21 protein-coding genes, 14 tRNA genes and 3 rRNA genes are annotated in these 25,798 nt (G+C 41.0%); 37 read left to right on the forward strand and 1 reads right to left on the reverse strand.

The genetic code is table 11. The features are described from left to right. Positions 1–32 precede the first annotated feature (32 nt). The 14 genes from OLD84_RS04540 to OLD84_RS04605 all read left to right on the forward strand — a co-directional run bounded on the left by OLD84_RS04540 (position 33) and on the right by OLD84_RS04605 (position 11,564). Entirely contained in the window at positions 33–317 is a 285-nt protein-coding gene (locus OLD84_RS04540; RefSeq protein WP_264917287.1) for an ADP-dependent NAD(P)H-hydrate dehydratase, read from the forward strand. A gap of 50 nt (positions 318–367) precedes the next feature. Continuing rightward, entirely contained in the window at positions 368–1,387 is a 1,020-nt protein-coding gene (locus OLD84_RS04545; RefSeq protein ID WP_209464501.1) for a LolA family protein, read from the forward strand. Positions 1,388–1,581: 194 nt separating this feature from the next. Next, on the forward strand, positions 1,582–2,724 hold the full coding sequence (alr, locus tag OLD84_RS04550) for an alanine racemase (protein WP_209464502.1): 1,143 nt from the start codon (positions 1,582–1,584) through the stop codon (positions 2,722–2,724). Between the two features lie 134 nt (positions 2,725–2,858). Continuing rightward, on the forward strand, positions 2,859–3,143 hold the full coding sequence (locus OLD84_RS04555; RefSeq protein WP_209464503.1) for a CopG family ribbon-helix-helix protein: 285 nt from the start codon (positions 2,859–2,861) through the stop codon (positions 3,141–3,143). 4 nt (positions 3,144–3,147) lie between these two features. Continuing rightward, on the forward strand, positions 3,148–3,507 hold the full coding sequence (locus OLD84_RS04560) for a type II toxin-antitoxin system PemK/MazF family toxin (RefSeq protein ID WP_209464504.1): 360 nt from the start codon (positions 3,148–3,150) through the stop codon (positions 3,505–3,507). Between the two features lie 790 nt (positions 3,508–4,297). Continuing rightward, on the forward strand, positions 4,298–5,167 hold the full coding sequence (locus OLD84_RS04565; RefSeq protein ID WP_209464505.1) for an RsbT co-antagonist protein RsbRA: 870 nt from the start codon (positions 4,298–4,300) through the stop codon (positions 5,165–5,167). Between the two features lie 4 nt (positions 5,168–5,171). Continuing rightward, the gene (locus OLD84_RS04570) at positions 5,172–5,528 is read left to right on the forward strand and encodes an STAS domain-containing protein (RefSeq protein WP_209464506.1); all 357 of its coding nucleotides are present in this window, start codon (positions 5,172–5,174) and stop codon (positions 5,526–5,528) included. Between the two features lie 2 nt (positions 5,529–5,530). Next, positions 5,531–5,932, forward strand: coding sequence for an anti-sigma regulatory factor (locus OLD84_RS04575; protein WP_209464507.1), 402 nt, complete (start codon positions 5,531–5,533; stop codon positions 5,930–5,932). Between the two features lie 93 nt (positions 5,933–6,025). Next, a complete protein-coding gene (locus OLD84_RS04580; protein ID WP_209464508.1) occupies positions 6,026–7,036 on the forward strand; it encodes a PP2C family protein-serine/threonine phosphatase in 1,011 nt (336 codons plus the stop codon). 93 nt (positions 7,037–7,129) lie between these two features. Beyond that, complete coding sequence (locus OLD84_RS04585) at positions 7,130–7,459, forward strand: STAS domain-containing protein (RefSeq protein WP_209464509.1); 330 nt, start codon at positions 7,130–7,132, stop codon at positions 7,457–7,459. Beyond that, positions 7,459–7,932, forward strand: coding sequence for an anti-sigma B factor RsbW (rsbW, locus tag OLD84_RS04590; RefSeq protein ID WP_209464510.1), 474 nt, complete (start codon positions 7,459–7,461; stop codon positions 7,930–7,932). Before OLD84_RS04585 ends, rsbW begins: the two co-directional genes overlap by 1 nt. Continuing rightward, positions 7,904–8,695: an RNA polymerase sigma factor SigB gene (gene sigB / locus OLD84_RS04595; protein ID WP_209464511.1), complete on the forward strand. Its 792-nt coding sequence runs from the start codon at positions 7,904–7,906 to the stop codon at positions 8,693–8,695. Before rsbW ends, sigB begins: the two co-directional genes overlap by 29 nt. Then, entirely contained in the window at positions 8,695–9,288 is a 594-nt protein-coding gene (locus OLD84_RS04600) for a SpoIIE family protein phosphatase (RefSeq protein WP_209464512.1), read from the forward strand. The genes sigB and OLD84_RS04600 overlap by 1 nt, the downstream gene beginning before the upstream one ends. 104 nt (positions 9,289–9,392) lie before the next feature. Continuing rightward, positions 9,393–11,564, forward strand: coding sequence for a Tex family protein (locus OLD84_RS04605; RefSeq protein ID WP_209464513.1), 2,172 nt, complete (start codon positions 9,393–9,395; stop codon positions 11,562–11,564). Positions 11,565–11,656: 92 nt separating this feature from the next. Here OLD84_RS04605 and OLD84_RS04610 read toward each other — a convergent pair whose 3' ends face one another. After that, entirely contained in the window at positions 11,657–13,117 is a 1,461-nt protein-coding gene (locus OLD84_RS04610) for a catalase (protein WP_209464514.1), read from the reverse strand. A gap of 283 nt (positions 13,118–13,400) precedes the next feature. Here OLD84_RS04610 and OLD84_RS04615 point away from each other — a divergent pair, with 283 nt between their 5' ends. The 23 genes from OLD84_RS04615 to tsaD all read left to right on the forward strand — a co-directional run bounded on the left by OLD84_RS04615 (position 13,401) and on the right by tsaD (position 25,526). Beyond that, positions 13,401–13,865 (forward strand): SprT family protein, encoded by a 465-nt coding sequence (locus OLD84_RS04615; RefSeq protein ID WP_209464515.1) that lies wholly within the window; start codon positions 13,401–13,403, stop codon positions 13,863–13,865. A gap of 219 nt (positions 13,866–14,084) precedes the next feature. Then, positions 14,085–14,159: transfer RNA gene (locus OLD84_RS04620), tRNA-Asn, on the forward strand. 3 nt (positions 14,160–14,162) lie between these two features. After that, positions 14,163–14,253 (forward strand) — tRNA-Ser (locus tag OLD84_RS04625). 8 nt (positions 14,254–14,261) lie between these two features. Then, positions 14,262–14,333 (forward strand) — tRNA-Glu (locus tag OLD84_RS04630). 24 nt (positions 14,334–14,357) lie between these two features. Continuing rightward, positions 14,358–14,434: transfer RNA gene (locus OLD84_RS04635), tRNA-Asp, on the forward strand. Positions 14,435–14,438: 4 nt separating this feature from the next. Then, positions 14,439–14,513, forward strand: a tRNA-Gln gene (locus tag OLD84_RS04640). 444 nt (positions 14,514–14,957) lie between these two features. After that, a tRNA-Lys gene (locus OLD84_RS04645) sits at positions 14,958–15,033 on the forward strand. A 3-nt stretch (positions 15,034–15,036) separates the two neighbouring features. Then, positions 15,037–15,121 (forward strand) — tRNA-Leu (locus OLD84_RS04650). A 45-nt stretch (positions 15,122–15,166) separates the two neighbouring features. Further along, a tRNA-Leu gene (locus OLD84_RS04655) sits at positions 15,167–15,249 on the forward strand. Positions 15,250–15,307: 58 nt separating this feature from the next. Continuing rightward, positions 15,308–15,384 (forward strand) — tRNA-Arg (locus OLD84_RS04660). A gap of 6 nt (positions 15,385–15,390) precedes the next feature. Further along, positions 15,391–15,467, forward strand: a tRNA-Pro gene (locus tag OLD84_RS04665). A gap of 94 nt (positions 15,468–15,561) precedes the next feature. Next, a tRNA-Gly gene (locus tag OLD84_RS04670) sits at positions 15,562–15,635 on the forward strand. An 11-nt stretch (positions 15,636–15,646) separates the two neighbouring features. Beyond that, positions 15,647–15,720 (forward strand) — tRNA-Ile (locus OLD84_RS04675). A 370-nt stretch (positions 15,721–16,090) separates the two neighbouring features. Next, positions 16,091–17,658 (forward strand): 16S ribosomal RNA (locus tag OLD84_RS04680). A 195-nt stretch (positions 17,659–17,853) separates the two neighbouring features. Further along, positions 17,854–20,772: ribosomal RNA gene (locus tag OLD84_RS04685) — 23S ribosomal RNA — on the forward strand. 168 nt (positions 20,773–20,940) lie between these two features. Further along, positions 20,941–21,056: ribosomal RNA gene (gene rrf / locus OLD84_RS04690) — 5S ribosomal RNA — on the forward strand. The 16S, 23S and 5S rRNA genes sit together here with 14 tRNA genes alongside, the layout of an rRNA operon. A gap of 44 nt (positions 21,057–21,100) precedes the next feature. Further along, positions 21,101–21,177, forward strand: a tRNA-Met gene (locus OLD84_RS04695). Positions 21,178–21,258: 81 nt separating this feature from the next. After that, positions 21,259–21,335 (forward strand) — tRNA-Asp (locus tag OLD84_RS04700). 564 nt (positions 21,336–21,899) lie between these two features. After that, positions 21,900–22,865: a thiamine-phosphate kinase gene (gene thiL, locus OLD84_RS04705; protein ID WP_209464692.1), complete on the forward strand. Its 966-nt coding sequence runs from the start codon at positions 21,900–21,902 to the stop codon at positions 22,863–22,865. A gap of 8 nt (positions 22,866–22,873) precedes the next feature. Beyond that, positions 22,874–23,338, forward strand: a complete 465-nt coding sequence (tsaE, locus tag OLD84_RS04710; protein WP_209464691.1) for a tRNA (adenosine(37)-N6)-threonylcarbamoyltransferase complex ATPase subunit type 1 TsaE — start codon at positions 22,874–22,876, stop codon at positions 23,336–23,338. 25 nt (positions 23,339–23,363) lie between these two features. Then, the gene (tsaB, locus tag OLD84_RS04715) at positions 23,364–24,068 is read left to right on the forward strand and encodes a tRNA (adenosine(37)-N6)-threonylcarbamoyltransferase complex dimerization subunit type 1 TsaB (protein WP_209464690.1); all 705 of its coding nucleotides are present in this window, start codon (positions 23,364–23,366) and stop codon (positions 24,066–24,068) included. Position 24,069: 1 nt separating this feature from the next. Continuing rightward, on the forward strand, positions 24,070–24,519 hold the full coding sequence (gene rimI, locus OLD84_RS04720) for a ribosomal protein S18-alanine N-acetyltransferase (protein ID WP_209464689.1): 450 nt from the start codon (positions 24,070–24,072) through the stop codon (positions 24,517–24,519). Next, positions 24,516–25,526, forward strand: coding sequence for a tRNA (adenosine(37)-N6)-threonylcarbamoyltransferase complex transferase subunit TsaD (gene tsaD / locus OLD84_RS04725; protein WP_209464688.1), 1,011 nt, complete (start codon positions 24,516–24,518; stop codon positions 25,524–25,526). The genes rimI and tsaD overlap by 4 nt, the downstream gene beginning before the upstream one ends. Positions 25,527–25,798 lie beyond the last annotated feature (272 nt).

Genomic DNA, 25,798 nt, shown 5'->3' on the forward strand with positions numbered 1-25,798 from the left:
AAAAATTTGCACGGAAGTATAATGTATACGTGGTGCTCAAAGGTAAATATTCCATTATAAGTACGCCGAATGGAGAGCAGGCTGTAAGTGCAACCGGAAATCCGGGGCTTGCAAAAGGCGGGAGTGGGGATGTGCTTACAGGAATCGTTTTAGCGATGGTGATGCAAGAACAAAGTCTTTTTCAAGCATTGTGTAACGCTTGTTTTATTCATGGTAAGGCTGCGGATTTAGTAGTGGAAAAGAGTCGTACGTACCATGATTTAATGGCATCAGATGTGATCGATGGTATTTCAAACGTATATCGTATATTTTCTTGAAATTGCGTGATAAGGTTCCCTTTGTTAATCGAGACAAGGGAGATATGTACATGAAGAGAATAGTTGGTATTTGGTTGCCGATTGTCATCGGATTAATTTTAGTTTTATCAGCTTGTGGTGAAAAATCGCAAGAGGATGTTACTGGAGATTTAGAAGGAAATCTGGAAGACATGAGCGGATATAAGGCTGAGGCGGAAATGGAAATTAATACAGGTCAGGAAAATCAAACATTTAATATAAATGTATGGCATGAGGCAGAGGAGTATTATAGAGTAGCGCTGACCAATAATCAGGATGAAGAGGGAAGTCAAATTATCCTGAAAAATGATGAAGGTGTTTTTGTTCTTACCCCAGCACTAAATAAACATTTTGAATTTCAATCAGAATGGCCAGAAAACAGTAGCCAACCCTATTTGTATCAATCGCTTGTGGCCGACATAATTGCGGATGATGAAGCGGAATTTGAAACTACAGATTCTAATTATATTTTCAGAACGAAAACAAATTATCAAAGCAATAACAATTTGCCATTTCAAGAGATACACCTTGATAAAAACACGTATAACCCGGTACTTGTGAAGGTACTTGATCAAGATCAAAATGCACTGGTGCAAGTGGAGTTTTCCGAATTTGAAGTAGATCCGAGCTTTGAAGAAGATGATTTTACAATAGATAAAAATATGGCAAGCGGTGCTGTTGTTGATACCCCAGTTTCGAATGATGAAATGGATGATTCACTAACCGTTTTATACCCAACATTTATGGCTGGTGCAGAATTAACGGAAAAAGTAGATGTGGAGTTAGAGAATGGAAAAAGATCTATTTTAACGTTTACTGGTGAGAAGAATTTCACATTAGTAGAAGAGACAACAAATGTTGCCCAAACCCTGTCATCTCCGCGGGAAGTGAAGGGGGATATTGTTAATCTAGGTCATACCGTTGCAGCACTTTCAGACAATAGGCTGGAGTGGAGCCATGATGGCGTGGATTTCACTTTAGCAAGTGATGAATTAACAAGAGAAGAACTAATCGAAGTAGCTCAATCTGTTGAAAGTGAAGAAGTGAAATAACATAAACGGTACTATTCAAGCAGGCTCACATGCGGAGAGGGGGTCTGCTTTTTATTATTCCATGAATTGAATTTTATTTTGGTATGAGTTGACAGTTTCTAGTGAAAAAGGAAATAATAGTGAGATATAAGTGCGTGTTCAAAGATTTTTTGAACATCCTCTATAATGTTCATGAAAGAAAGGAGCTCTTTGTTGTGTCGGAAACTATTTATAGAGATACATGGGTAGAAGTAGACCTAGATGCGATTGAATATAATATAAAGCAAATGAAAGAAAAGTTGCCCGCAGACAGCAACATTATTGCAGTTGTAAAGGCTGACGGCTATGGTCATGGGAGTGTTCAAGTCGCAAAAAAAGCTTTACAAGCTGGAGCAAAAGCTTTAGCCGTTGCGTTACTTGAAGAAGCACTTCTATTACGGGAAGCATCCATAGATGTACCTATTTTAGTGCTGGGAAGGGTGCCGCCAAGGGGAGCTCTTATTGCTTCTGAACATGATATCACGTTGACATTTTTTCAAAAAGAATGGCTTCAGGAGGTAAATACCTATTCGTTTACAAAAAACTTAAAATTGCATATGAAGTGGGACACAGGGATGGGGCGAATCGGTATACGCACGGAAGATGAACTAAAGGGTACGTTGAATGCATTAAATGAAAATCCAAACATATATTTAACTGGGGTGTATACACATTTTGCAACCGCAGATGAAAAAGATTTAACCTATTTTTATGAGCAAAAAGATCGCTTCAACAAATTCTGGAATGTATTCAAGGAACTTTGGCCACATGAAGTGGACATTCATATTGGTAATAGTGCTGCTTCTATTCGCTTGCCAAACGAAATGAAAGACTACATTCGTTTCGGGATTTCGATGTATGGGTTGTACCCATCCAATTCAGTTAAGGAAGAGAAGGAAATTGATCTAAAGCAAGCATTTTCATTGCATAGTCGGTTCATTCACGTGAAAAAGCTAGCTCCTGGAGAGTCTGTAAGCTATGGTGGGACGTATACAGCGGAAGAAGAGGAGTATATAGGCACGATTCCGATAGGTTACGGAGATGGATGGATACGCAAGCTTCAGGGCATCTCAGTATTGGTGGAAGGGAAACGAATGCCAATTATCGGCAGGATTTGTATGGACCAAACAATGATTCGATTGGATAGGGAGTATCCAGTTGGCACACACGTAACGTTAATAGGTGAACAAGATAACGAGGTTATTGAAATGGATGAAATAGCAAATTATTTAGATACAATTAATTATGAAATTCCATGCATCATTAACCACCGAGTACCTCGAATATATAAGGAACATAACGCTTACCGATCGAAGTAGAAGAATAATAAACGACAAAAAACTATATTTTTTGAAAGAAATTGCCAGAACCCTTTGCAAACATTCGAATTCAATGATAGTATTAAAATGAATTTTATATAGTTCGTTCAGCAGTTGGCGGAGGTGTTTTAGTTTTGTCAGAGAGCTCACAGGAGATCTTAGTAAAGTTACCAACAAACCTATTGAATGAGGTGGATGGATTAATGAAATATGAGAATAGTGATTTAAGTGATTTCATCAGTCAGGCGACAAAAAACTATTTAGATCAGAAAAAAGGCGAACATGTACAGCAATTTCGCGAAACAATGAAAAAAGGTTACGAGGAAATGGCTGGTATTAATCTAACAATTGCTTCAGAAGCTTTCCAGGCCGAAGAGGAGGCTGAAAACACCTTAGAGCGCACTGTGATCGGGGTGTAGCAATTTGATTGTTCAAAGAGGCGAAGTATATTTCGCCGATCTATCCCCTGTGGTTGGATCAGAGCAGGGAGGCATACGCCCGGTATTGATCCTACAAAATGATATAGGCAATCGTTTCAGCCCAACGGTGATTGTCGCTGCTATTACAGCACAAATTCAAAAGGCTAAACTGCCAACGCATGTAGAAATAAATGCAAAACGTTATGGATTTGATCGTAATTCTGTAATTTTATTAGAACAAATTCGTACCTTAGATAAACAGCGTTTGACAGATAAAATTACAAAATTAGATAATGAAATGATGGAAAAAATAGATCAGGCATTGGAAATAAGTCTTGGACTTAAGGATATGTATGATCACTGAAAAATCCTTGTTAATGCTGATAACAAGGATTTTTTAATGTTGTTTTTGGCATAAGGTCTATAGAAGACTACGTAAGGCTTGTTGATTTCCGCTGCGTACCGTTGCTTTTTAGTGGGCACGGCTTTGCCCTGGCAAAGGGTATGTCGACGTTGTTCGCAAAGAACGGTTTTAGTCGACCTTCCTTAGGATTAGTCCTGCGGGGTCTTTAGACACGTGCTGGGACTGCGCGTAAATGCTCGCCCCCACCGAAAGCCCTTGTTCTCGCAGGCGTCAACGGTCCTTCGCTCCAATCAACCATCGGAAAAATGCAAACATTTCTTTAAATTAATCAAACAATATATTTTTAGAAGTAGAAAACCACAACACCTAGCGAAGGAAATACACGGAGACTCCGGCGGGAGGAAAGGCATCGGTGAGACCCCGGAGTGCGATAGCAATCTTTTTTGCGAGGAGTGCTGCTTCTCGAAAACACTTGCAACATGACGAGCACAAGGAGGCTCACCAGCCGCCCGCGGAAAGCGTAGTGTATTACCGCAGCGGGTTAAAAGTGTCATCCTTCATTTCGCACTATGTCGCACTCTATATCAACTCCAAAGGGGTAAAAGCAACAATTATTTTCGGTGGGACGAGTAAGCGAAGTCCCAGTACTTACGAAAAGAGCCTTTTTGATAAAAAACGTATCAATTTGGTTTGGAATATTATATGTTATAATATATAATATATTTCCACAATGGTACCATTGTGGAAATATCCATAATAATTTAATTTTTGTTGAATGGGGGACAAGCTAATGGATGAAAAATTCAAAAGGATTGCCATTGATAATAGTGATACAATCGTTGCAATGTGGTTAGAAGAAATTAATACGTTAAAAGAGACGAACTATGCAGCTACCATGTCTGATGAATTATTTGAAAGTACAAATAGAGAATTTGTAAATGTTATATTCACAAGTATTAAAAATCAAGGTGACACACAGGCTCTTAAGGATTTCTCAGAGAAAATAATCAACCTTGGTTGGCAATTAAGTTACATTACAGATGGCTTACAGATGTTTACAAGAGTGACGATTGATTACATATTAAGGCAGTCGAACCAAGTCGATTCTAGTTATATTTCGGAAGTTTTAAAGAGTGTAGATGAATGGGTCGAACCAATTATCAGACAACTAGTTAATGATTATTCTGGTAGCTGGGAGCATATTGTTTCCCTGCAACGAGTTGCGCTCCAAGAACTATCGGCACCACTTATTCCCGTTGTAGAAGGTATTACGGTAATGCCACTAGTCGGCACGATCGATACCGAGCGGGCCAAGTTAATAATGGAGAACCTTCTGGAAGGCGTGATCAAGCATAATTCAGAGGTTGTCTTAATTGATATCACGGGTGTACCTGTAGTGGATACGATGGTAGCCCATCATATCATTCAGGCTGCCGAAGCTGTACGTCTAGTAGGAGCAACGTGTATTCTTGTTGGAATTCGACCAGAGATCGCACAGACGATTGTAAACCTAGGTATTGACCTAGAGAAATTCCCAACAAAAAGCTCATTGAAAAAAGGATTTACAAGCGCTTTGGAGATTACCAATAGGAAAATCGTAAACCTTGAAGAAAAAAATGAAGCTATCGAAAAATTTATTGGTTCTATACATGGGGAGTGATAAGATGCGAATTCCAATACTAAAATTAAACAATTATTTACTAGTATCTATTCAAACAGAAATAGATGACAATACGGCTATACAATTTCAAGAAGACTTATTGGATAAAATCCATAAAAGTGGATCATCAGGAGTAGTGATCGATTTAACATCGGTAGAAATTATCGATTCATTTATTGCGAAGGTTCTCGGCGACGTGGTCACGATGTCAGATCTCATGGGGGCGAAAGTAGTTCTAACTGGTATTCAACCGGCAGTAGCCATGACTTTAATTGATCTTGGTATTCATTTGAAAAATGTCCCAACTGCCTTAGATCTAGAACAAGGTCTAGTAAAACTTTACCAGGAATTGGGGGAATAGCCATGAATGCTCAATCCTGTGTAAATATTCATAAAGAGTGGGATATCGTCGGAGCTAGGCAAGCTGGCCGTGATATTGCCAAAGAAATTGGATTTGGAACAGTTGATCAAGCGCGTATAACGACAGCTATTTCAGAAATGGCTCGTAATATATATTTATATGCTGACAAGGGACAAATTTATCTAAAGGTAGCTAATGAAAGCGGTAAAAAGGGTCTGACCATTATTTCTGTCGATACAGGTCCAGGTATTCGTGATATCGGTCAAGCAATGGAAGATGGCTATTCTACATCTGGAGGGCTCGGTGCAGGACTTCCAGGTATAAAACGTTTAATGGATGAGTTTGATGTACAATCAGAAGAAGGAAAGGGTACAACAATCACAACATTAAAATGGCTTAGATAATATAGGGAGAGTGAAGTAATCCATATTTTTAAAAAATTTAAAGTAGGTGTGTACAGGAGTGCATACCTATTAATTGTATATGGAGGATAAATAATGGATGAGATAAAAGTAGATGCAGCAACTTATAAGGATTTAATGAGTAATTATATTAAAACACAAAACGAACAAGCTTTATATGGAGTCGAACAAGTTAGTAAATCTTTTATTAAAAATAATATTCTTCCAGAGGAGATAGTCAATTTACATATTCAAGCCTTAGCAGAATTGTATCCCAATCTTTTTGAGGACTTTCAGCATTCGATGGACTTTTTGCTGGAAGCGATGATTTCTTATGGTCTGGCACACCAAGAATTTCAAACATTACGGGAAGAACAGCTGTCCATTAAATCAGAAATTGCTGCTGCAGCCAATATGCAGGATGGACTGTTGAAATCGACCACACCAATAATAGAAGGTGTGGATATTGGTGTTATAAGTGTTCCTGCCAATCAAATGAATGGGGACTACCATCATTTTGTGAAAGGGAAGGATGGATCACTCGGTATTGCCATTGCAGATGTAATCGGAAAGGGTATACCTGCAGCACTATGTATGTCCATGATCAAATATTCGATTGAGAGCTACCCAGAAGAATCAATGAGCCCAAAGTCAATACTGAAGAACTTAAATCGGGTAGTGGAGAGCAATGTTGATCCAAGTATGTTTATTACGATGTTTTATGCACAATACTTTCCCTCAGAAAATAAACTTCAATACGCATCTGCAGGTCATGAACCTGGATTTTACTACAATGCTGCTACAAATACTTTTCAAGAGATAGAAACGAAAGGTCTTGTTCTAGGGGTTACACCTGAAACGGATTATAAGCAATATGAAATGGAAATTCATAAGGGTGACATGGTTATCATGTTGACAGATGGTGTTACAGAAAGTCGAGAAGGCGAACGTTTTATTGAGACGGAAGAGATACTTGATATTATAAACTATTATGCTGATTTACCAGCACAGGAAATGGTGAATCAAGTTTATAAGTACTTGGAGCGTTTACAGGACTTTCAATTAAGAGATGATTTTACCTTGTTAATTTTACGGAAAGAAGTTTAGTCGGAGATAGTAGTGGGAACATGTATTTAGTAGATATGGATATAATTTATTAATCATATGAATACTATTACAGTCGTATCAGGAGGCAAAAACATGAATTTAGAGATTGATGTAGTTGATGAAAAAGCAAAATCCGTCGTTCACCTTTCAGGGGAAGTGGATGTGTATACAGCAACGAAATTAAAAGATAATCTACTACCGTTGACGTACGAAAAGGATCATCTGGTGGAAGTTGATTTGGAGTCTATTACGTATATGGATAGTACTGGATTAGGTGTGTTTATTAGTGCGTTAAAGTCAACGAATGAACACGATAGTAAGCTGAAGCTAGTGAATATTCAGGATCGTGTTTTACGTTTATTTAACATAACAGGACTAGATGAGATTATGGATATCGAAGGAATTCGAGGTGAAAATAGCTAATGGAAAAGTTTGATTTTATTGAGATGAAAGTTCCTGCTAAGGCAGAATATGTCGGAGTTGTTCGATTAAGCATTTCCGGTGTCGCCAATAGAATGGGGTTTTCCTATGAGGACATTGAAGATATAAAGGTAGCTATCTCTGAAGCAATTACAAATGCCGTAACACATGCTTATGATGAGGAAGAGGGGGAGGTTACCCTTGGATTTGGTGTTTATGAGGATCGCTTGGAGATAATGGTTGCTGATCATGGAGGTAGCTTTAAGTTAAAAGAAGTTAAAGATGACATAGGCCCTTATGAAACTACAGAATCGGTTGAGAATTTACGTGAAGGAGGATTCGGTCTCTTCTTAATCGATACATTAATGGATAAAGTTCAGATCAATAATAACTCCGGTGTTATTGTTTTAATGACAAAGTATCTTAACGAAATAGAGGTGGGGCTTGATGACAACCAAATCTCAACCAGACAATAGAGGGAGAGATGAGGTTTACCAGTGGATTGATCATTTACAAAAAGAACCAACTGATGAGGTTATACAAGAGAAAATTGTATTCACCTATAAAAATCTCGTTGAATCAATTGCTAGAAAGTACTCGAAAAATAGTGCAATTCACGAAGATTTAGTACAAGTAGGTATGATTGGGTTGTTAGCCGCAATTAGAAGGTATGATGCAACTTTTGGTAAATCTTTTGAGTCTTTTGCCATTCCAACTATAATTGGTGAAATTAAACGATTTATTCGTGATAAAACGTGGAGTGTCCATGTACCGCGCCGCATTAAGGAACTGGGGCCAAAAATCAATAAGGCCGCAGATGAGTTAACAACGATAAATCAAGTGTCTCCAAGTGTGCAAGAGATAGCTGATCATCTTGAGGTTTCGGAGGAAGAGATATTAGAAACAATGGAAATGGGTAAGAGTTATAAAGCACTGTCCGTGGATCATAAAGTTGAGGCTGATTCAGAAGGGGGCACTGTTTCTATATTGGATTTAGTGGGCGATGATGAAACTGGATTCAATAATATTGATCAGAAAATGATGTTGGAAAAAATCCTTCCTATCCTATCTGAAAGGGAACAACAAATTTTGCAGTTCACTTATTTTGATAATTTGAGTCAAAAAGAAACCGGAGAATTACTGGGTATTTCACAAATGCATGTTTCACGATTGCAACGCAGGTCTTTACGCAAACTTAGAGAAGCGATTCAAACGGAAAGCTCGGAGGTATTTGACTGATGTCCTCAGGTAAGATAGAAGTCTCTGTCTTTCAAAAAGCGAAAAAAGGTAATTATTATTGTGGAGATAGTTACTTTTATAAAGAAACAGAGAGTGAGTTTGTCTGTGTTATAGCTGACGGACTTGGTAGTGGTGAACTGGCAAAAGAATCGTCTCAAATTGTGATTGATATTATTGAAGAAAACAACCATGCAACAGTAGAACAACTCGTAAAACTCTGTACCAGAGAGTTATTTGGAAAACGAGGAGCTGTCGTGGGAATATTAAAACTGCACTTTGAGACGCAGATGTATTCCTTTTCTTCGATTGGTAATATTGGCGTCATAACCGTAAAAAAAGATAACAAAAAGAAGCGTAATATACCAAATGGAGGCTATTTAGCCGGATATCAGCAGCCTTTTAAAGTAGTGCGAGAGAAAATGGACCCAAAGATGAATTTTATCATGTTTTCAGATGGAGTGTCCGATAGAGAATTATCAGAGAAGTACTTTATAAACAAAGATGTTCAGACGGTAACAAGGACCTTTGAACATGTTAGTGATGAAACAAGAATGGACGATACAACTTTGATTGCGATACGATATGAGGGGTGAAACAGGACTGACGCTAAGGTGTCAGTCCTTTCTTTACATATGAATTAGGCAATCTAGTCATTCTTTGGTAAAATGAATGAGGAAGTGTAAAGGAGGAACGGACTGTGGCAAATGAATTAAATCAGGAACTTATCCAATGGGTTTCCACGGAAGCTCAAGTAAACAAAAATATGGTTAATACAGTGATTGCATTATTAGATGAAGGAAATACGGTCCCGTTTATTGCGCGCTACCGTAAAGAAGTAACAGGTGGACTGGACGAAGTACAAATTAAATTAGTGCAAGATAAATGGAACTATGCGCTTAATTTATCGGACAGAAAAAAAGAAGTCCTGCGAATCATTGACGAACAAGGGAAGTTAACGGAAGATCTGGAAAAAGAAATTTCAGAGGCAACTCAATTGCAGCGTGTAGAAGATTTATATCGACCATACAAGCAAAAGCGCAGGACAAAAGCAACAATCGCAAAGGAAAAAGGATTGGAACCGTTGGCCGAACTAGTTTGGATGCAGGAAATTACTGCTATTGAAGAAGAAGCTGAAAAGTATTTTTCCGAGGAACATGAACTACATACGATAGAAGAAGTACTTTTAGGTGTAAATAATATTATTGCAGAGTGGATTTCCGACGATCCAACCTATCGTGAATTCATACGCGAGCAAACGTTTAAACGTGGTACCATACAATCAGAATTGAAAGATGCAGAAAAAGACGAAAAAAGTGTTTATGAAATGTACTATGATTATAATGAAGCAGTACGTTCTATGGTGTCGCACCGGATTCTCGCATTAAATCGTGGTGAGAAGGAAGGTGTTCTAAAAGTAGGAGTTCACCCTCCAAACGAACGTGTAATTGAATATTTGCGAAAAAAAATAATTAATCCAAACACGAATGAAACAGGTGTAGGATTACTGAAAGATGCCATTGAAGATGGTTACAAACGATTGATTCAACCCTCAATCGAAAGAGAAATCCGTAGTAGCCTAACAGAAAAAGCGGAAGAACAGGCGATTGACGTATTCTCCACAAATCTTAAGAACCTATTGCTTCAACCACCTTTAAAAGGAAAAATGATTTTAGGTGTGGATCCTGCTTTTCGAACTGGTTGTAAGTTAGCGATTGTGGATGAAACAGGGAAAGTTCATGGCGTAAGTGTCATGTATCCAACTGCACCTAGAAATGACACAGCAGGTGCAGAAAAAATAGTACTGGAATTTATAAAAAAATATGATGTTGAACTTATAGCTATAGGTAACGGGACTGCATCACGTGAGACAGAGCAATTTATTTCTGATGTTATTACAAAAAACGACCTAGATATTCCATATATTATTGTTAACGAAGCTGGGGCGAGTGTTTATTCCGCTTCTAAATTAGCGCGAGAAGAGTTTCCTGATTTAGAAGTAGAAGAAAGAAGTGCAGCATCTATCGCGCGTCGCGTACAAGATCCACTTGCTGAATTTGTAAAAATAGACCCACAATCAATTGGTGTTGGTCAATATCAGCATGATGTTAGTCAAAAATCACTCCATGAATCATTAACCTTTGTTGTAGAAACAGCAGTAAACCAAGTTGGTGTAAATGTAAACACTGCATCATCATCATTATTGCAATATGTAGCTGGATTAAGTAAAACAGTAGCGGCAAACGTTGTGAACAAGCGAAATGAAGAAGGTAAATTCACCAATCGTAAACAATTGAAGAAGATTCCACGTCTGGGAGCAAAAACATATGAACAAGGAATTGGATTCTTACGGATTATCGATGGGGATCATCCGTTAGACCGTACGCCAATTCATCCAGAGAGTTATGCCAACACGGAAAAACTACTTCAAATGGTTGACTGTCAACTAGAAGATATAGGATCTGAAAAGCTTCGCGAAAAAATTAACACATTGAATAAAAAAGAAATTGCAGCAAGCTTAGAGATCGGAGAGCCAACTTTACTTGATATTATGACTGCGTTAAGCCGTCCAGAAAGAGATCCTCGTGATGACTTTCCTCAACCTATATTGAAGCAAAATGTACTGGCATTAGAGGATTTATCTCCAGGGATGGAAATGCAGGGAACGGTAAGGAATGTTGTAGATTTTGGGGTTTTTGTAGATATAGGTGTGAAACAGGATGGATTGGTTCACATTTCCAAAATGGCGAATAAATTTGTGAAACACCCAATGGATATTGCATCTGTAGGGGATGTAGTTACGGTTTGGGTGGAAAAAATTGACGCAAATAAAGGTAGAATAGCATTATCGATGGTGAAAACAGAACAATAGAAATGAGGGCTGGTTACTTTAATGAAGTAGCTGGCTTTTTTTATAAAAAAAGCATAGTGCGGGTTCGCACTATGCTTAATAGACTACTAGATTTATTTAACACTTTCTGGAACGGATAAGCCTAATTCTTGCGCAACTCTTTGGCCCCATTCAGGGTCAGCTTTATAGAAGTGTTCAATTTGACGAAGTTTTATTTCATCACTCTCAACTGGTCTCATATGATCAGCGAAATTTTGAACAAGACGAGTTCTTTCATCAGCACTCATTAATCGATAAAGATTACCTGGCTGTGTATAGTGATCTTCACTATCGTAACCTACGCTATCAGCTTCTCCATATACTTCAAATGGATTGATTTTCTTTGTTGGGTCTTCAGTTGGACCATTTTCACTGTTAGGTTCATAAACTGGTGTATTTCCGCCATTACCGTCTACACGCATATAACCATCACGTTGGTAGCTGGTTGATTCATTTTTTGGACGGTTAACTGGAATTTGTTGATGGTTTGCACCAAGACGATAGCGATGTGTATCTCCATAGCTGAAAATACGTCCTTGAAGCATTTTGTCTGGTGATGCTTCAATTCCAGGCACTAAATTACCTGGTGTAAGTGCAGCTTGTTCAACGTCAGCAAAATGATTTCCAGGGTTTTGGTTTAGTACCATTTTTCCTACTTCAATTCGTGGATAATCTTCTTTGGAAACAGTTTTCGTAACATCAAAGATATCCCATTTATATGTTTTGTAATCTTCATAAGGAATAATTTGAACATATAAAGTCCATGATGGGAAATCTTCCTTATCAATTGAAGTGTATAAATCTTCTCTATGATAGTCAGGGTTTTTACCAGCAAGCTCATCAGCTAAATCTGTATCTAATGCATGAACACCTTGGTCACTAACAAAGTGATATTTAACCCAGAATGCTTCACCTGTATCATTGACCCATTTATACGTATGACTTCCATATCCATTCATGTGACGGAAAGTTGCAGGAATACCACGATCACCATGCAAATAAGTAATTTGGTGCAGTGATTCTGGAGATAATGACCAGAAATCCCATACCATATTAGGATCTTTCAACCCGCTTGGGCGACGTTTTTGTGTATGAATGAAATCAGGAAACTTAATCGCATCACGAATGAAGAATACTGGTGTATTATTACCAACTAAGTCATAATTTCCTTCTTCTGTATAGAACTTCAATGCGAAACCACGAGGGTCACGTACAGTATCAGGGTAACCTAATTCACCTGCTACCGTTGAAAAACGAGCAAACATATCTGTTCGTTTCCCTTTTTCGCTTAGGAAGTCAGCTTTTGTATATTTTGATATTTCGTCATTTGTAACTTCGAAATACCCAAATGCGCCTGCGCCTTTTGCGTGAACAACACGCTCAGGGATACGCTCTCTGTTAAAGTGTGCAAGTTTTTCTAGTAAATGAAAATCTTGAATTAAACCAGGGCCATTATGACCGGCTGTGAGTGAGTTTTGATTATCACCAACCGGGATTCCGGAACCAGTAGTTAGCGTCTTTTTATTATTACTCAATGTAAATCCCCTCTCTTTAAATAATTTTAATGTCTCTATCTAATTATAATACAATCTACATGAAAATCAAAGTTTAACGATAATGATTTTAAATAAATATGGAATATAAATAGATTGTAGAAAACAAGGCAATGGTCTAGTTTTTCGGAGGAATACAAAATCCTGCTCTTATGCAAATTAGGAAAGTTTTATACCTTTTATTTGAAAAAAAATATTTCAGGAGGAAAACTGTCATGTCTATGATAGAATAAGGTGAAATTATATATAAGGAAGTTTTTCGCAAATGACACACTTAAATGAGAAAGAACTATATGAATTGGTAAACAGACTATCCGTACAGCACTTTAATAAAGCCTTTAAACATGAGGTGAGATTCAACCATCGTCTTCGAACAACTGGGGGAAGATATATTCCAGGACAAAAAGTAATTGAATTAAACCCGAAATATGTTGTAGAATTGGGTGAGAATGAGTTTATAGGTATTATTAAACACGAGTTATGCCACTATCATCTTCATATAGAAGGAAGAGGATTTAGCCACGGCGATGCGGATTTTAAAAAATTACTACGTGAAACGGGATCACCAAGATACTGTACCCCACTACCATCACGTCAGAAGGAATACAAGTATCGGTACACGTGCAGGAAATGCAACCATGAATATAAAAGAATGCGACGTGTGAATGTGGATAAATACAGGTGTGGCAAGTGTAGGGGAAGGCTAGTTTTGAAAACGCAAAGTAAGTAGGGTGTATTTCTTATGAAAAAATAATCAATATGCATTGACGAATTATGTCATCCATGGTAAATTAAATAAGCTAATCCATTCAACTCCTATTAAGGTTCTGTTAAAGAAAATATTTTTTCGAGGAAAATATTGACAAGCATTTAGAAATGATGTAATATATTTCTCGTTGCCAATATTTCAAAGTTGAATCGTGATGCATTGAAATACGCATCAGAATATTCCACAGTAGCTCAGTGGTAGAGCTATCGGCTGTTAACCGATCGGTCGTAGGTTCGAATCCTACCTGTGGAGCCATATGGAGAAGTACTCAAGTGGCTGAAGAGGCGCCCCTGCTAAGGGTGTAGGTCGCGTAAGCGGCGCGAGGGTTCAAATCCCTCCTTCTCCGCCATTCTATATGGCCCGTTGGTCAAGTGGTTAAGACACCGCCCTTTCACGGCGGTAACACGGGTTCGAATCCCGTACGGGTCATCTTTTATTCTTGAAAATAGGTTCGGTCCGGTAGTTCAGTTGGTTAGAATGCCTGCCTGTCACGCAGGAGGTCGCGGGTTCGAGTCCCGTCCGGACCGCCATTGTTGGGCTATAGCCAAGCGGTAAGGCATCGGGTTTTGATCCCGTGCATCCCAGGTTCGAATCCTGGTAGCCCAGCCACTTTTTCATGTCTGGAATATTTTTTCGAATAAACTAAAAGAGGTAGAATTCAAAACCTCTGCAAATAGATAGACACTTCATATAGTAACATCTGATTATTCCGCCGGACTTGCTACGAGTAACTTCGACGTATAAGACATCTATAAATAAGCTATTTTAAAGTAGGAACAACAATCGTAATTATCGAGTTTCCTATTATATATACCTTGCGAGGAACACAACTTACTGAATGACTTGCAATACGATGGGTGCCATGAATGCCGATCACAGAACCTAAGAAACAAGATAATATACGAGCTATTAGCTCAATCGGCAGAGCAACGAGCAAAGCTACCACCGAGTTTGCCCCGAGTAACCCTGATTCATAAGACATCAATGATAAGCTAGAAGAAGCAGGGGTCATCAGATACCCGATCTTATATAACAAGCAAGCTACAAAATCGCGAGCCATTAGCTCAGTCGGCAGAGCATCTGACTTTTAATCAGAGGGTCGGAGGTTCGAATCCTCCATGGCTCACCATTAGCGGGTGTGGCGGAATCGGCAGACGCGCTAGATTTAGGATCTAGTGTCTTCGGACGTGGGGGTTCAAGTCCCTTCACCCGCACCATTTAAGGACCCCGAGTAAAAGAAGGATATCTATATATGAAACTATGCGGTCGTGGCGGAATGGCAGACGCGCTAGGTTGAGGGCCTAGTGGGTGTAAACCCATGGAGGTTCAAGTCCTCTCGACCGCATTAAAAAATACTTGCCTTTGAATGATAGATGTGTTACATTAAAAAATGTCGCTTCAAGGCGCCCGTAGCTCAATTGGATAGAGCGCTTGACTTCGGATCAAGAGGCTAGGGGTTCAACTCCTCTCGGGCGCACCATTTCAACGGGAAGTAGCTCAGCTTGGTAGAGCACTTGGTTTGGGACCAAGGGGTCGCAGGTTCGAATCCTGTCTTCCCGACCATCGAAATCTTATGCTGAACCGAAACGATAAGTAGTTTAGTTAGAAGGTATTGGTTAGTGAAGTTTAGTACGTTACAATATGAATGATTATCCACGCGGGTGTAGTTTAGTGGTAAAACCTCAGCCTTCCAAGCTGATGATGTGGGTTCGATTCCCATCACCCGCTCCAATTTATAAAACGGGCCTGTAGCTCAGTTGGTTAGAGCGCACGCCTGATAAGCGTGAGGTCGGTGGTTCGAGTCCACCCAGGCCCATTTTGCTTAAGACAAGCAAAAAACATATTGACTTTCACAAGTCAGCATGGTAAATTAATAAAGTCGCATTTTTGAGAAGCGACACAAAATCAAATCTTAAAAAACACTTCAAAAAAGTTATTGACTTATAGAAGTGGGCATGATAAGATGAAGAGGTTGCTATTTTAAAGCAATCACTGAAATTTGCTCCTTGAAAACTGAACAAAACAACCAGTATGTCAAGAAGAACAGGTCACTGTTTTTCACATGTCAGAAGAGGTAAGTGAATGTCCGGATTCTATGAATTCGACAAAAACAAATTTCTTTTGCACATGAAAGGAAGAAAGCTAAGACAATTGATGAGATTGACGGTGTCGATCTTATTCAAACTTTTTTGGAGAGTTTGATCTTGGCTCAGGACGAACGCTGGCGGCGTGCCTAATACATGCAAGTCGAGCGCGTGAAGCAGATGGAATCCTTCGGGAGGAAATCTGTGGACCGAGCGGCGGACGGGTGAGTAACACGTGGGCAACCTACCTGTAAGATTGGGATAACTCGCGGAAACGCGAGCTAATACCGAATGACACTTTTCATCTCCTGATGAGAAGTTAAAAGGCGGCTTTTAGCTGTCACTTACAGATGGGCCCGCGGTGCATTAGTTAGTTGGTGTGGTAAAGGCTCACCAAGGCGACGATGCGTAGCCGACCTGAGAGGGTGATCGGCCACACTGGGACTGAGACACGGCCCAGACTCCTACGGGAGGCAGCAGTAGGGAATCATCCGCAATGGACGAAAGTCTGACGGTGCAACGCCGCGTGAGTGATGAAGGTTCTCGGATCGTAAAACTCTGTTGTTAGGGAAGAACAAGTACCGTTTGAATAAGGCGGTACCTTGACGGTACCTAACCAGAAAGCCCCGGCTAACTACGTGCCAGCAGCCGCGGTAATACGTAGGGGGCAAGCGTTGTCCGGAATTATTGGGCGTAAAGCGCTCGCAGGCGGTCTTTTAAGTCTGATGTGAAATCTTGCGGCTTAACCGTGAGCGGTCATTGGAAACTGGAGGACTTGAGTACAGAAGAGGAGAGTGGAATTCCACGTGTAGCGGTGAAATGCGTAGAGATGTGGAGGAACACCAGTGGCGAAGGCGACTCTCTGGTCTGTAACTGACGCTGAGGAGCGAAAGCGTGGGGAGCGAACAGGATTAGATACCCTGGTAGTCCACGCCGTAAACGATGAGTGCTAGGTGTTAGGGGGTTTCCGCCCCTTAGTGCTGAAGTTAACGCATTAAGCACTCCGCCTGGGGAGTACGGCCGCAAGGCTGAAACTCAAAAGAATTGACGGGGGCCCGCACAAGCGGTGGAGCATGTGGTTTAATTCGAAGCAACGCGAAGAACCTTACCAGGTCTTGACATCCTCTGCAACCGGTAGAGATACCGGGTTCCCTTCGGGGACAGAGTGACAGGTGGTGCATGGTTGTCGTCAGCTCGTGTCGTGAGATGTTGGGTTAAGTCCCGTAACGAGCGCAACCCTTAATCTTAGTTGCCAGCATTAAGTTGGGCACTCTAAGGTGACTGCCGGTGACAAACCGGAGGAAGGTGGGGATGACGTCAAATCATCATGCCCCTTATGACCTGGGCTACACACGTGCTACAATGGATGGAACAAAGGGCAGCGAAGCCGCAAGGTGTAGCAAATCCCATAAAACCATTCTCAGTTCGGATTGCAGGCTGCAACTCGCCTGCATGAAGCCGGAATCGCTAGTAATCGCGGATCAGCATGTCGCGGTGAATACGTTCCCGGGCCTTGTACACACCGCCCGTCACACCACGAGAGTTAGCAACACCCGAAGTCGGTGAGGTAACACGTTTACGTGAGCCAGCCGCCGAAGGTGGGGCCAATGATTGGGGTGAAGTCGTAACAAGGTAGCCGTATCGGAAGGTGCGGCTGGATCACCTCCTTTCTAAGGATAAATAGAAGGAACGCTTCAGAGGTACCCTAACGGGTTCTCTGAGGTCAGGGACATACATGGTTGTTTGGTTCAGTTTTGAGGGATGTAAATCTCTCATTTTGTTATTTTGTACCTTGAAAACTAAATAAGAGTAATCAACGACATCAAATTAAATTGTACGTTCTTTTGAATGAAAACAAGTAACTTAGTTAAGTGAAGAAGAGCGCACGGTGGATGCCTTGGTACGAGGAGCCGAAGAAGGACGGGACTAACGCCGATATGTCTCGGGGAGTTGTAAGTAAACATTGATCCGAGAATTTCCGAATGGGGGAACCCACTGTTCGTAATGGAACAGGACATTTATCTGAATACATAGGATAAATGAGGCAGACCCGGGGAACTGAAACATCTCATTACCCGGAGGAAGAGAAAGCAAATGCGATTTCCCAAGTAGCGGCGAGCGAAACGGAAACAGCCCAAACCAAAGAGCTTGCTCTTTGGGGTTGTAGGACATTCCATTGGAGTTACAAAGAAATGCGTTAGACGAATCGATCTGGAACGATCAGCCATAGAAGGTAAGAGCCCTGTAGTCGAAAAGGCATTTCCTCCGGAGTGTATCCTGAGTACGGCGGAACACGAGAAATTCCGTCGGAATCTGGGAGGACCATCTCCTAAGGCTAAATACTTCCTCGTGACCGATAGTGAACCAGTACCGTGAGGGAAAGGTGAAAAGCACCCCGGAAGGGGAGTGAAATAGAACCTGAAACCGTGCGCTTACAAGTAGTCGAAGCCCGTTAATGGGTGACGGCGTACCTTTTGTAGAATGGACCGGCGAGTTACGATTACATGCAAGGTTAAGTGGAAGACACGGAGCCGCAGCGAAAGCGAGTCTGAACAGGGCGTCTTTAGTATGTGGTCGTAGACCCGAAACCGTGTGATCTACCCATGTCCAGGGTGAAAGTCAGGTAACACTGACCGGAGGCCCGAACCCACGTATGTTGAAAAATGCGGGGATGAGGTGTGGGTAGGGGTGAAATGCCAATCGAACACGGAGATAGCTGGTTCTCTCCGAAATAGCTTTAGGGCTAGCCTCAAGGTTGATTGTACTGGAGGTAGAGCACTGATTGGACGAGGGGCCCTCACCGGGTTACCGAATTCAGTCAAACTCCGAATGCCAGCTACTTTGCCTTGGGAGTCAGACTATGGGTGATAAGGTTCATAGTCGAGAGGGAAACAGCCCAGACCGCCAGCTAAGGTCCCAAAGTATACGTTAAGTGGAAAAGGATGTGGAGTTGCCCAGACAACCAGGATGTTGGCTTAGAAGCAGCCATCATTTAAAGAGTGCGTAATAGCTCACTGGTCGAGTGACTCTGCGCCGAAAATGTACCGGGGCTAAACGTATCACCGAAGCTGCGGATTGTTCTAACGAACAATGGTAGGAGAGCGTTCCAAGTGCTGTGAAGTCAGACCGTGAGGACTGGTGGAGCGCTTGGAAGTGAGAATGCCGGTATGAGTAGCGAAAAAAGAGTGAGAATCTCTTTCACCGAAAGCCTAAGGTTTCCTGAGGAAGGCTCGTCCTCTCAGGGTTAGTCGGGACCTAAGCCGAGGCCGAAAGGCGTAGGCGATGGACAACAGGTAGATATTCCTGTACCACCTCGTGACTGTTTGAGCGATGGGGGGACGCAGTAGGATAAGGAATGCGCACAGATGGAATAGTGCGCCCAAGCAGTGAGAAAGTCGAATAGGCAAATCCGTTCGGCAATTTCAAGCTGTGATGGGGAGGGAAATTGAGTACCGAAGTTCCCGATTTCACACTGCCAAGAAAATCCTCTAGTGAGGTCACAGGTGCCCGTACCGCAAACCGACACAGGTAGGCGAGGAGAGAATCCTAAGGTGAGCGGGAGAACTCTCGTTAAGGAACTCGGCAAAATGACCCCGTAACTTCGGGAGAAGGGGTGCTCACTCGTGAGTGAGCCGCAGTGAATAGGCCCAAGCGACTGTTTATCAAAAACACAGGTCTTTGCGAAGCCGAAAGGCGAAGTATAAGGGCTGACACCTGCCCGGTGCTGGAAGGTTAAGGGGAAGCGTTAGCTTTCGAGCGAAGCGCAGAACCGAAGCCCCAGTAAACGGCGGCCGTAACTATAACGGTCCTAAGGTAGCGAAATTCCTTGTCGGGTAAGTTCCGACCCGCACGAAAGGTGCAACGACTTGGGCACTGTCTCAACGAGAGACCCGGTGAAATTATACTATGTGTGAAGATGCACATTACCCGCGACAGGACGGAAAGACCCCGTGGAGCTTTACTGTAGCCTGATATTGAATGTTGGTATAGCTTGTACAGGATAGGTGGGAGCCTTGGAAACGTGAGCGCTAGCTTACGTGGAGGCATCCGTGGGATACCACCCTGGCTGTACGAACCTTCTAACCCAGGACCGTAATCCGGTTCGGAGACAGTTTCAGGCGGGCAGTTTGACTGGGGCGGTCGCCTCCTAAAAAGTAACGGAGGCGCCCAAAGGTTCCCTCAGAATGGTTGGAAATCATTCGTAGCGTGTAAAGGCACAAGGGAGCTTGACTGCGAGACCTACAAGTCGAGCAGGGACGAAAGTCGGGCTTAGTGATCCGGTGGTACCGCATGGAAGGGCCATCGCTCAACGGATAAAAGCTACCCCGGGGATAACAGGCTTATCTCCCCCAAGAGTTCACATCGACGGGGAGGTTTGGCACCTCGATGTCGGCTCATCGCATCCTGGGGCTGTAGTCGGTCCCAAGGGTTGGGCTGTTCGCCCATTAAAGCGGTACGCGAGCTGGGTTCAGAACGTCGTGAGACAGTTCGGTCCCTATCCGTCGTGGGCGTTGGAAGTTTGAGAGGAGCTGTCCTTAGTACGAGAGGACCGGGATGGACATACCGCTGGTGTACCAGTTGTTCCGCCAGGAGCATAGCTGGGTAGCTACGTATGGCAAGGATAAGTGCTGAAAGCATCTAAGCATGAAGCCCCCCTCAAGATGATACTTCCCATCACTTTAAGTGAGTAAGATCCCTCAGAGACGATGAGGTAGATAGGTTCGAGGTGGAAGCGTGGCGACACGTGCAGCTGACGAATACTAATCGATCGAGGACTTAACTAATTTCTTATTTGATCGGCGTTGATGATACTCTTATTTAGTTTTCAGGGTATAAATGGACAAAAACCCTTGCATTTTAGACAAAAAATGCATATAATAAAACTTGTCCTTATCATAAGGAAGTTCTGTTGATATGTTCACATCTAGTGAATAACACAGAATGACATCAGGTCTGGTGGTAATAGCGGAGAGGTCACACCTGTTCCCATGCCGAACACAGAAGTTAAGCTCTCCAGCGCTGATGGTAGTTGGGGCTTTGCCCCTGCAAGAGTAGGACGTCGCCAGGCTTTAAAGATGATTAATCTTTATGGAAAAATTTTATATTTTATACCGCGGGGTGGAGCAGTCTGGTAGCTCGTTGGGCTCATAACCCAGAGGTCGTAGGTTCGAATCCTGCCCCCGCAACCAAATTATTTCAATTAACTACTTTAAATGTGCATCTATGCTAATTTAAAATGATAGTGTGATCTAGTCGAAATAAAAACAATTGGTCCGGTAGTTCAGTTGGTTAGAATGCCTGCCTGTCACGCAGGAGGTCGCGGGTTCGAGTCCCGTCCGGACCGCCACTTTATAAATTAAAATACTTACTTACACATGATTTTTTAAAAATCATGTGTTTTATTTTTGTCGTCAAAGTAAGAAGTTATCGTAGTTTAACGGGCAGGTCGATTAAATACGACACGTCCTGTGGCTGTGAATCCTCGCCTCATCGTAAATATCTGTGCCTCGAAATCCCCACTGGATGAAGTTTTACTATATGATTTTTAGTGAAGTTAGATCCAAGTTATAGATCCAACTTGGAAGCACCAACATTCACTTGTTTCAGTATCTACTTCAATTACGCACACCTCCTTCTATTACTATATATCATAGAAAATATCATAGAAATTTATACTAAAATAATATCAAAGCTATCGTTAATTTTTCCTTTTTTACCTTCTTTTTGCTATCATTAAGTATAGTTAATTTAGCAAATAGGAAAGCATAAGATTTCTATTTGCATAAGTGCGGGTTCTGGCATTTACCGAAAGGCTTGCACTCCAGTATAAGGGGGGCTAACAAAGCAAAGAAAGGCTTCTAAGAATCCCTCTAACGAATGCGGAGTTTTCTAAAGGAATGGTGATGAATAAATGGATGAGTTTTCATTTATCGATTCGATTAAACAGCAGTCTTATGGCCAAACCAGCTTGATTAAAGGGGTGGGTGATGATGCCGCTGTTTTCCGTCAAAGCAATCAGGATATTGTTACTTCAGTTGATACGTTTGTTGAAGGTATTCATTTTGCCAGAAGTACAATGAGCGCATTTCATGTTGGTTATCGTGCGCTTGCAGCAAATATAAGTGATTTAGCAGCAATGGGCGCTACACCTGCTTTTTATCTAGCATCCATTGTAATTCCAAAATCATGGCCTATGGAGGAAGTGACGCAAATTTTTGCTGGTATGCAGGAACTGGCTCGTTATTATACGATGGATTTAATCGGAGGCGACACAGTTTCAGGCTCTGAACTTACGCTTTCGATAACAGTCATCGGCTATACAGATAAAAATAAAGCACGTTACCGTAGCGTTTCGGAGGATGGTGATGTTGCCTTTGTCACAGGTACATTAGGAGACTCACGAGCTGGGTATCATATATTAACAAATCCAGGTACGTATACGAATGAGCCTTATTTTATTAAAAGACACCAAATGCCAAGCCCACGTGTTGATTTTGCCAAAGGTTTAAATCTATTATCTCGTGTCGCATTGAATGATATTAGTGATGGTCTAGCCAATGAGGCTACTGAAATCGCTGAGGCTTCTAATGTAACAATTACTATAGAAGATAACTTGATTCCAACAAGTTTATCCTATGGGCAATTTCCTGAAAACCTTCAGCATAAATGGAAGCTCTATGGTGGAGAAGACTTTGAATTGTTTGGAACTGTTTCCAAGCGTAATTGGAAAACGGTTAGCGATATAGCTTATCAAACGGGAACACCAATAACTAGAGTAGGATTCGTGAGAGTTGAAGAAGATAAGAGTGGTGTTTTTCTAAATAAAAACGGGAAGCGAGAACGAATATTTAATAAGGGATATACCCATTTAAAGTAGGTGACATAATGACTGAGTATGAATTACAATCAAGTACAGACTCTGAAACGATGCAAATTGGGGAGCGTTTAGCTCTATTACTTAAGCCTGGTGATGTTATTACATTAGATGGTGAACTAGGTGCTGGGAAAACGACTTTCACGAAAGGTATTGCGAATGGGCTTGGGGTAAAAAATACGATTAGCAGTCCTACATTTACAATTGTGAAGGAATATGAAGGGGACCTTCCGTTGTATCATATGGATGCATACCGTCTCGAAAATTCAGATGAGGATATTGGTTTTGATGAATATTTCTATGGGGATGGTATTTCTGTGGTAGAATGGTCAACATATATCGAAGAATTTTTACCTGAGAAACGATTAACAATAACAATACGTTATGGTAATGGGAATGCAAGGTACTTGAAATTTACCCCAGTAGGAAACTATTATAAATCGATTACTGATAAATTAAGGGATACAAATTTATAAAAGTTTGGTAAGGAGTTACATGATAATGAATATACTTGCGATTGATACATCGAATCAAGTATTGGGTGTTGCACTAGTGAAAGATGAACAAGTTATTGGTGAGGTTGCTACAAATTTAGCGAAGAATCATTCGGTCAGATTAATGCCTGCGATTGAAAAGCTAATGAATGAAGTTTCGATGAATCCAGAGCAATTGGATAAAATTGTCGTTGCTAAAGGTCCTGGTTCTTATACGGGAGTTCGAATCGGTTTGTCTACTGCAAAGTCCTTAGCATGGGCGTTAAATATCCCAGTGGTAGGTGTATCCAGCTTAGAGGTCCTTGCATATCAAGGTCGATTTTCTGATGCGCTTGTATGTCCGTTTTTTGATGCACGACGAGGGTTGGTTTTTACAGGGCTGTACGAATGGAATGATAATAATGGAAAATTTGATTCCGTTGAGGAAGAAACAAATATTTTAATGGCTGATATAGTAAAGAAACTTGCTGAGCAGGAAAAGAAAGTGCTCTTCTTAAGTCCTGATATTTCATTATATAAGGAAACGATTATTCATCACTTAGGCGAATTGGCGATCATACCTGAAGGTCCTTATCATATAGCAAAACCCTCTCACTTAGCGTTGGCAGGAATGAAGCGAGAACCTGATAACCTACATACATTAACACCTAATTATTTACGATTAGCAGAAGCCGAAGCTAAATGGATTAAAGCACAGAAGGAAAACGAATAAAATGGCAGAATTAGTTATTAGAAAAATGGAGCTTCATGATATAGAACAAGTAATGGAAGTGGAAGTAGCAACTTTCACATCACCATGGCCGTCTAGTATTTTTTATCAAGAGATAAAGGAAAATGAGCACGCGCATTATATTGTAGTCGAATTAGATGAAATAATAATTGGTTACGCTGGAATTTGGATTGTATACGACGATGCACAAATTACAAATATTGCTATTACGCCAAAATATCGCGGTCAAAATTTTGGTCAGAAATTATTTCAGTATATTATGCAACAAGCTATAAAGATGGGGGTCGCTCGTTTGTCTCTTGAAGTGAGAAAATCTAATGTAATCGCACAGAAAATGTATCGTAAATTTGGACTTATTCCTGGTGGGATCCGCAAGAATTATTATGCAGACGATCAGGAAGATGCCTTAGTAATGTGGGTGAATTTATTATGACAAAAAATAGTATTATAGTAGGAATTGAAACAAGTTGTGATGAAACGGCTGTTGCTATTGTGAAAAATGGTACAGAAATCGTTTCTAATGTCATCTCCTCACAAATTGAAAGTCATAAACGATTTGGAGGAGTTGTTCCAGAGATAGCGTCACGTCATCATGTGGAGCAAATGACAGTTGTGTTAGAAGAGGCCTTTGAAGAAGCAGCGTTGTCTTGGGAGGCTATTGATGCGATCGCTGTAACAGAAGGTCCAGGCCTTGTTGGTGCACTACTTGTAGGTGTTAATTCTGCAAAGGCATTGGCGTTTGCCAAACAGAAGCCGCTGGTTGGCGTTCATCACATCGCAGGACATATATATGCAAATCGCTTGGAAAAAGAATTCGAATTTCCGTTACTTGCTCTTATCGTGTCAGGTGGCCACACAGAGCTCGTTTTAATGAAAGGTCATGGGGAATATGAATTGATAGGCGAAACAAGAGATGATGCAGCCGGAGAGGCCTATGATAAGGTAGCTCGCATGCTGAAATTACCATACCCAGGTGGTCCACAAATTGATCGTTTAGCAGCCGAAGGGGAAGAGAATATAAATTTTCCTAGGGCATGGTTAGACGAAGGAAGTTATGATTTTAGTTTTAGTGGACTAAAATCGTCGGTTATCAACACGATCCACAATGCACAACAACGTGGAGAAGAACGTAAAGCAGCAGATATAGCTGCGAGTTTTCAGGCAAGTGTGATCGATGTGTTAACAACGAAAACAGTAAACGCCGCCAAAGAGCATGAGGTCAAGCAAGTTATTGTTGCAGGGGGAGTAGCAGCGAATAAAGGCTTGAGAAATGCATTAGAAGCAGAATTTGCTGAGCTATCTATCCCTTTGTTAATCCCACCACTAAAATTATGTACGGACAATGCAGCAATGATTGCAGCAGCTGGTACAATTGCTTATGAACAGGGAAGGCGATCTGGATTGGATCTTAATGCAAGTTCTTCATTACTGTTAAAATAATAAGTTATTAACAGGTCTATACACAAGAATGTGGGTAAACGTTACGAAAACACGGTTTATATATGTTTGTATACGGGTACAAAATGTGGGTAATTTAATGTATTTCTGTGGATAATGTGCATAACCTTGTTAACAACTTGATTTATCAGTATTTTAAACGTGAAAGGCTTGTGGATTATTTATTTTAGATGTGAATATCTGATGTAAATATAAAAAGCCATATGAATTTTAATAAGTAGTTCAGTTTTGGGGTACAGAAATACGATTTGTAC

The organism is Virgibacillus natechei (genome assembly GCF_026013645.1).
Taxonomy (GTDB): Bacteria; Bacillota; Bacilli; order Bacillales; family Amphibacillaceae; genus Virgibacillus_L; species Virgibacillus_L natechei.

What these genes read in the sequence shown, in the direction of transcription:
- OLD84_RS04545 (WP_209464501.1), top strand. Translation starts at nt 368, where the DNA reads ATGAAGAGAATAGTTGGTATTTGGTTGCCGATTGTCATCGGATTAATT.
- OLD84_RS04600 (WP_209464512.1), top strand. Translation starts at nt 8,695, where the DNA reads ATGTCCTCAGGTAAGATAGAAGTCTCTGTCTTTCAAAAAGCGAAAAAA.
- rsbW (WP_209464510.1), top strand. Translation starts at nt 7,459, where the DNA reads ATGGAAAAGTTTGATTTTATTGAGATGAAAGTTCCTGCTAAGGCAGAA.
- tsaB (WP_209464690.1), top strand. Translation starts at nt 23,364, where the DNA reads ATGAATATACTTGCGATTGATACATCGAATCAAGTATTGGGTGTTGCA.
- OLD84_RS04565 (WP_209464505.1), top strand. Translation starts at nt 4,298, where the DNA reads ATGGATGAAAAATTCAAAAGGATTGCCATTGATAATAGTGATACAATC.
- rimI (WP_209464689.1), top strand. Translation starts at nt 24,070, where the DNA reads ATGGCAGAATTAGTTATTAGAAAAATGGAGCTTCATGATATAGAACAA.
- OLD84_RS04580 (WP_209464508.1), top strand. Translation starts at nt 6,026, where the DNA reads ATGGATGAGATAAAAGTAGATGCAGCAACTTATAAGGATTTAATGAGT.
- OLD84_RS04615 (WP_209464515.1), top strand. Translation starts at nt 13,401, where the DNA reads ATGACACACTTAAATGAGAAAGAACTATATGAATTGGTAAACAGACTA.
- thiL (WP_209464692.1), top strand. Translation starts at nt 21,900, where the DNA reads ATGGATGAGTTTTCATTTATCGATTCGATTAAACAGCAGTCTTATGGC.
- OLD84_RS04575 (WP_209464507.1), top strand. Translation starts at nt 5,531, where the DNA reads ATGAATGCTCAATCCTGTGTAAATATTCATAAAGAGTGGGATATCGTC.
- OLD84_RS04585 (WP_209464509.1), top strand. Translation starts at nt 7,130, where the DNA reads ATGAATTTAGAGATTGATGTAGTTGATGAAAAAGCAAAATCCGTCGTT.
- OLD84_RS04570 (WP_209464506.1), top strand. Translation starts at nt 5,172, where the DNA reads ATGCGAATTCCAATACTAAAATTAAACAATTATTTACTAGTATCTATT.
- tsaE (WP_209464691.1), top strand. Translation starts at nt 22,874, where the DNA reads ATGACTGAGTATGAATTACAATCAAGTACAGACTCTGAAACGATGCAA.
- sigB (WP_209464511.1), top strand. Translation starts at nt 7,904, where the DNA reads ATGACAACCAAATCTCAACCAGACAATAGAGGGAGAGATGAGGTTTAC.
- tsaD (WP_209464688.1), top strand. Translation starts at nt 24,516, where the DNA reads ATGACAAAAAATAGTATTATAGTAGGAATTGAAACAAGTTGTGATGAA.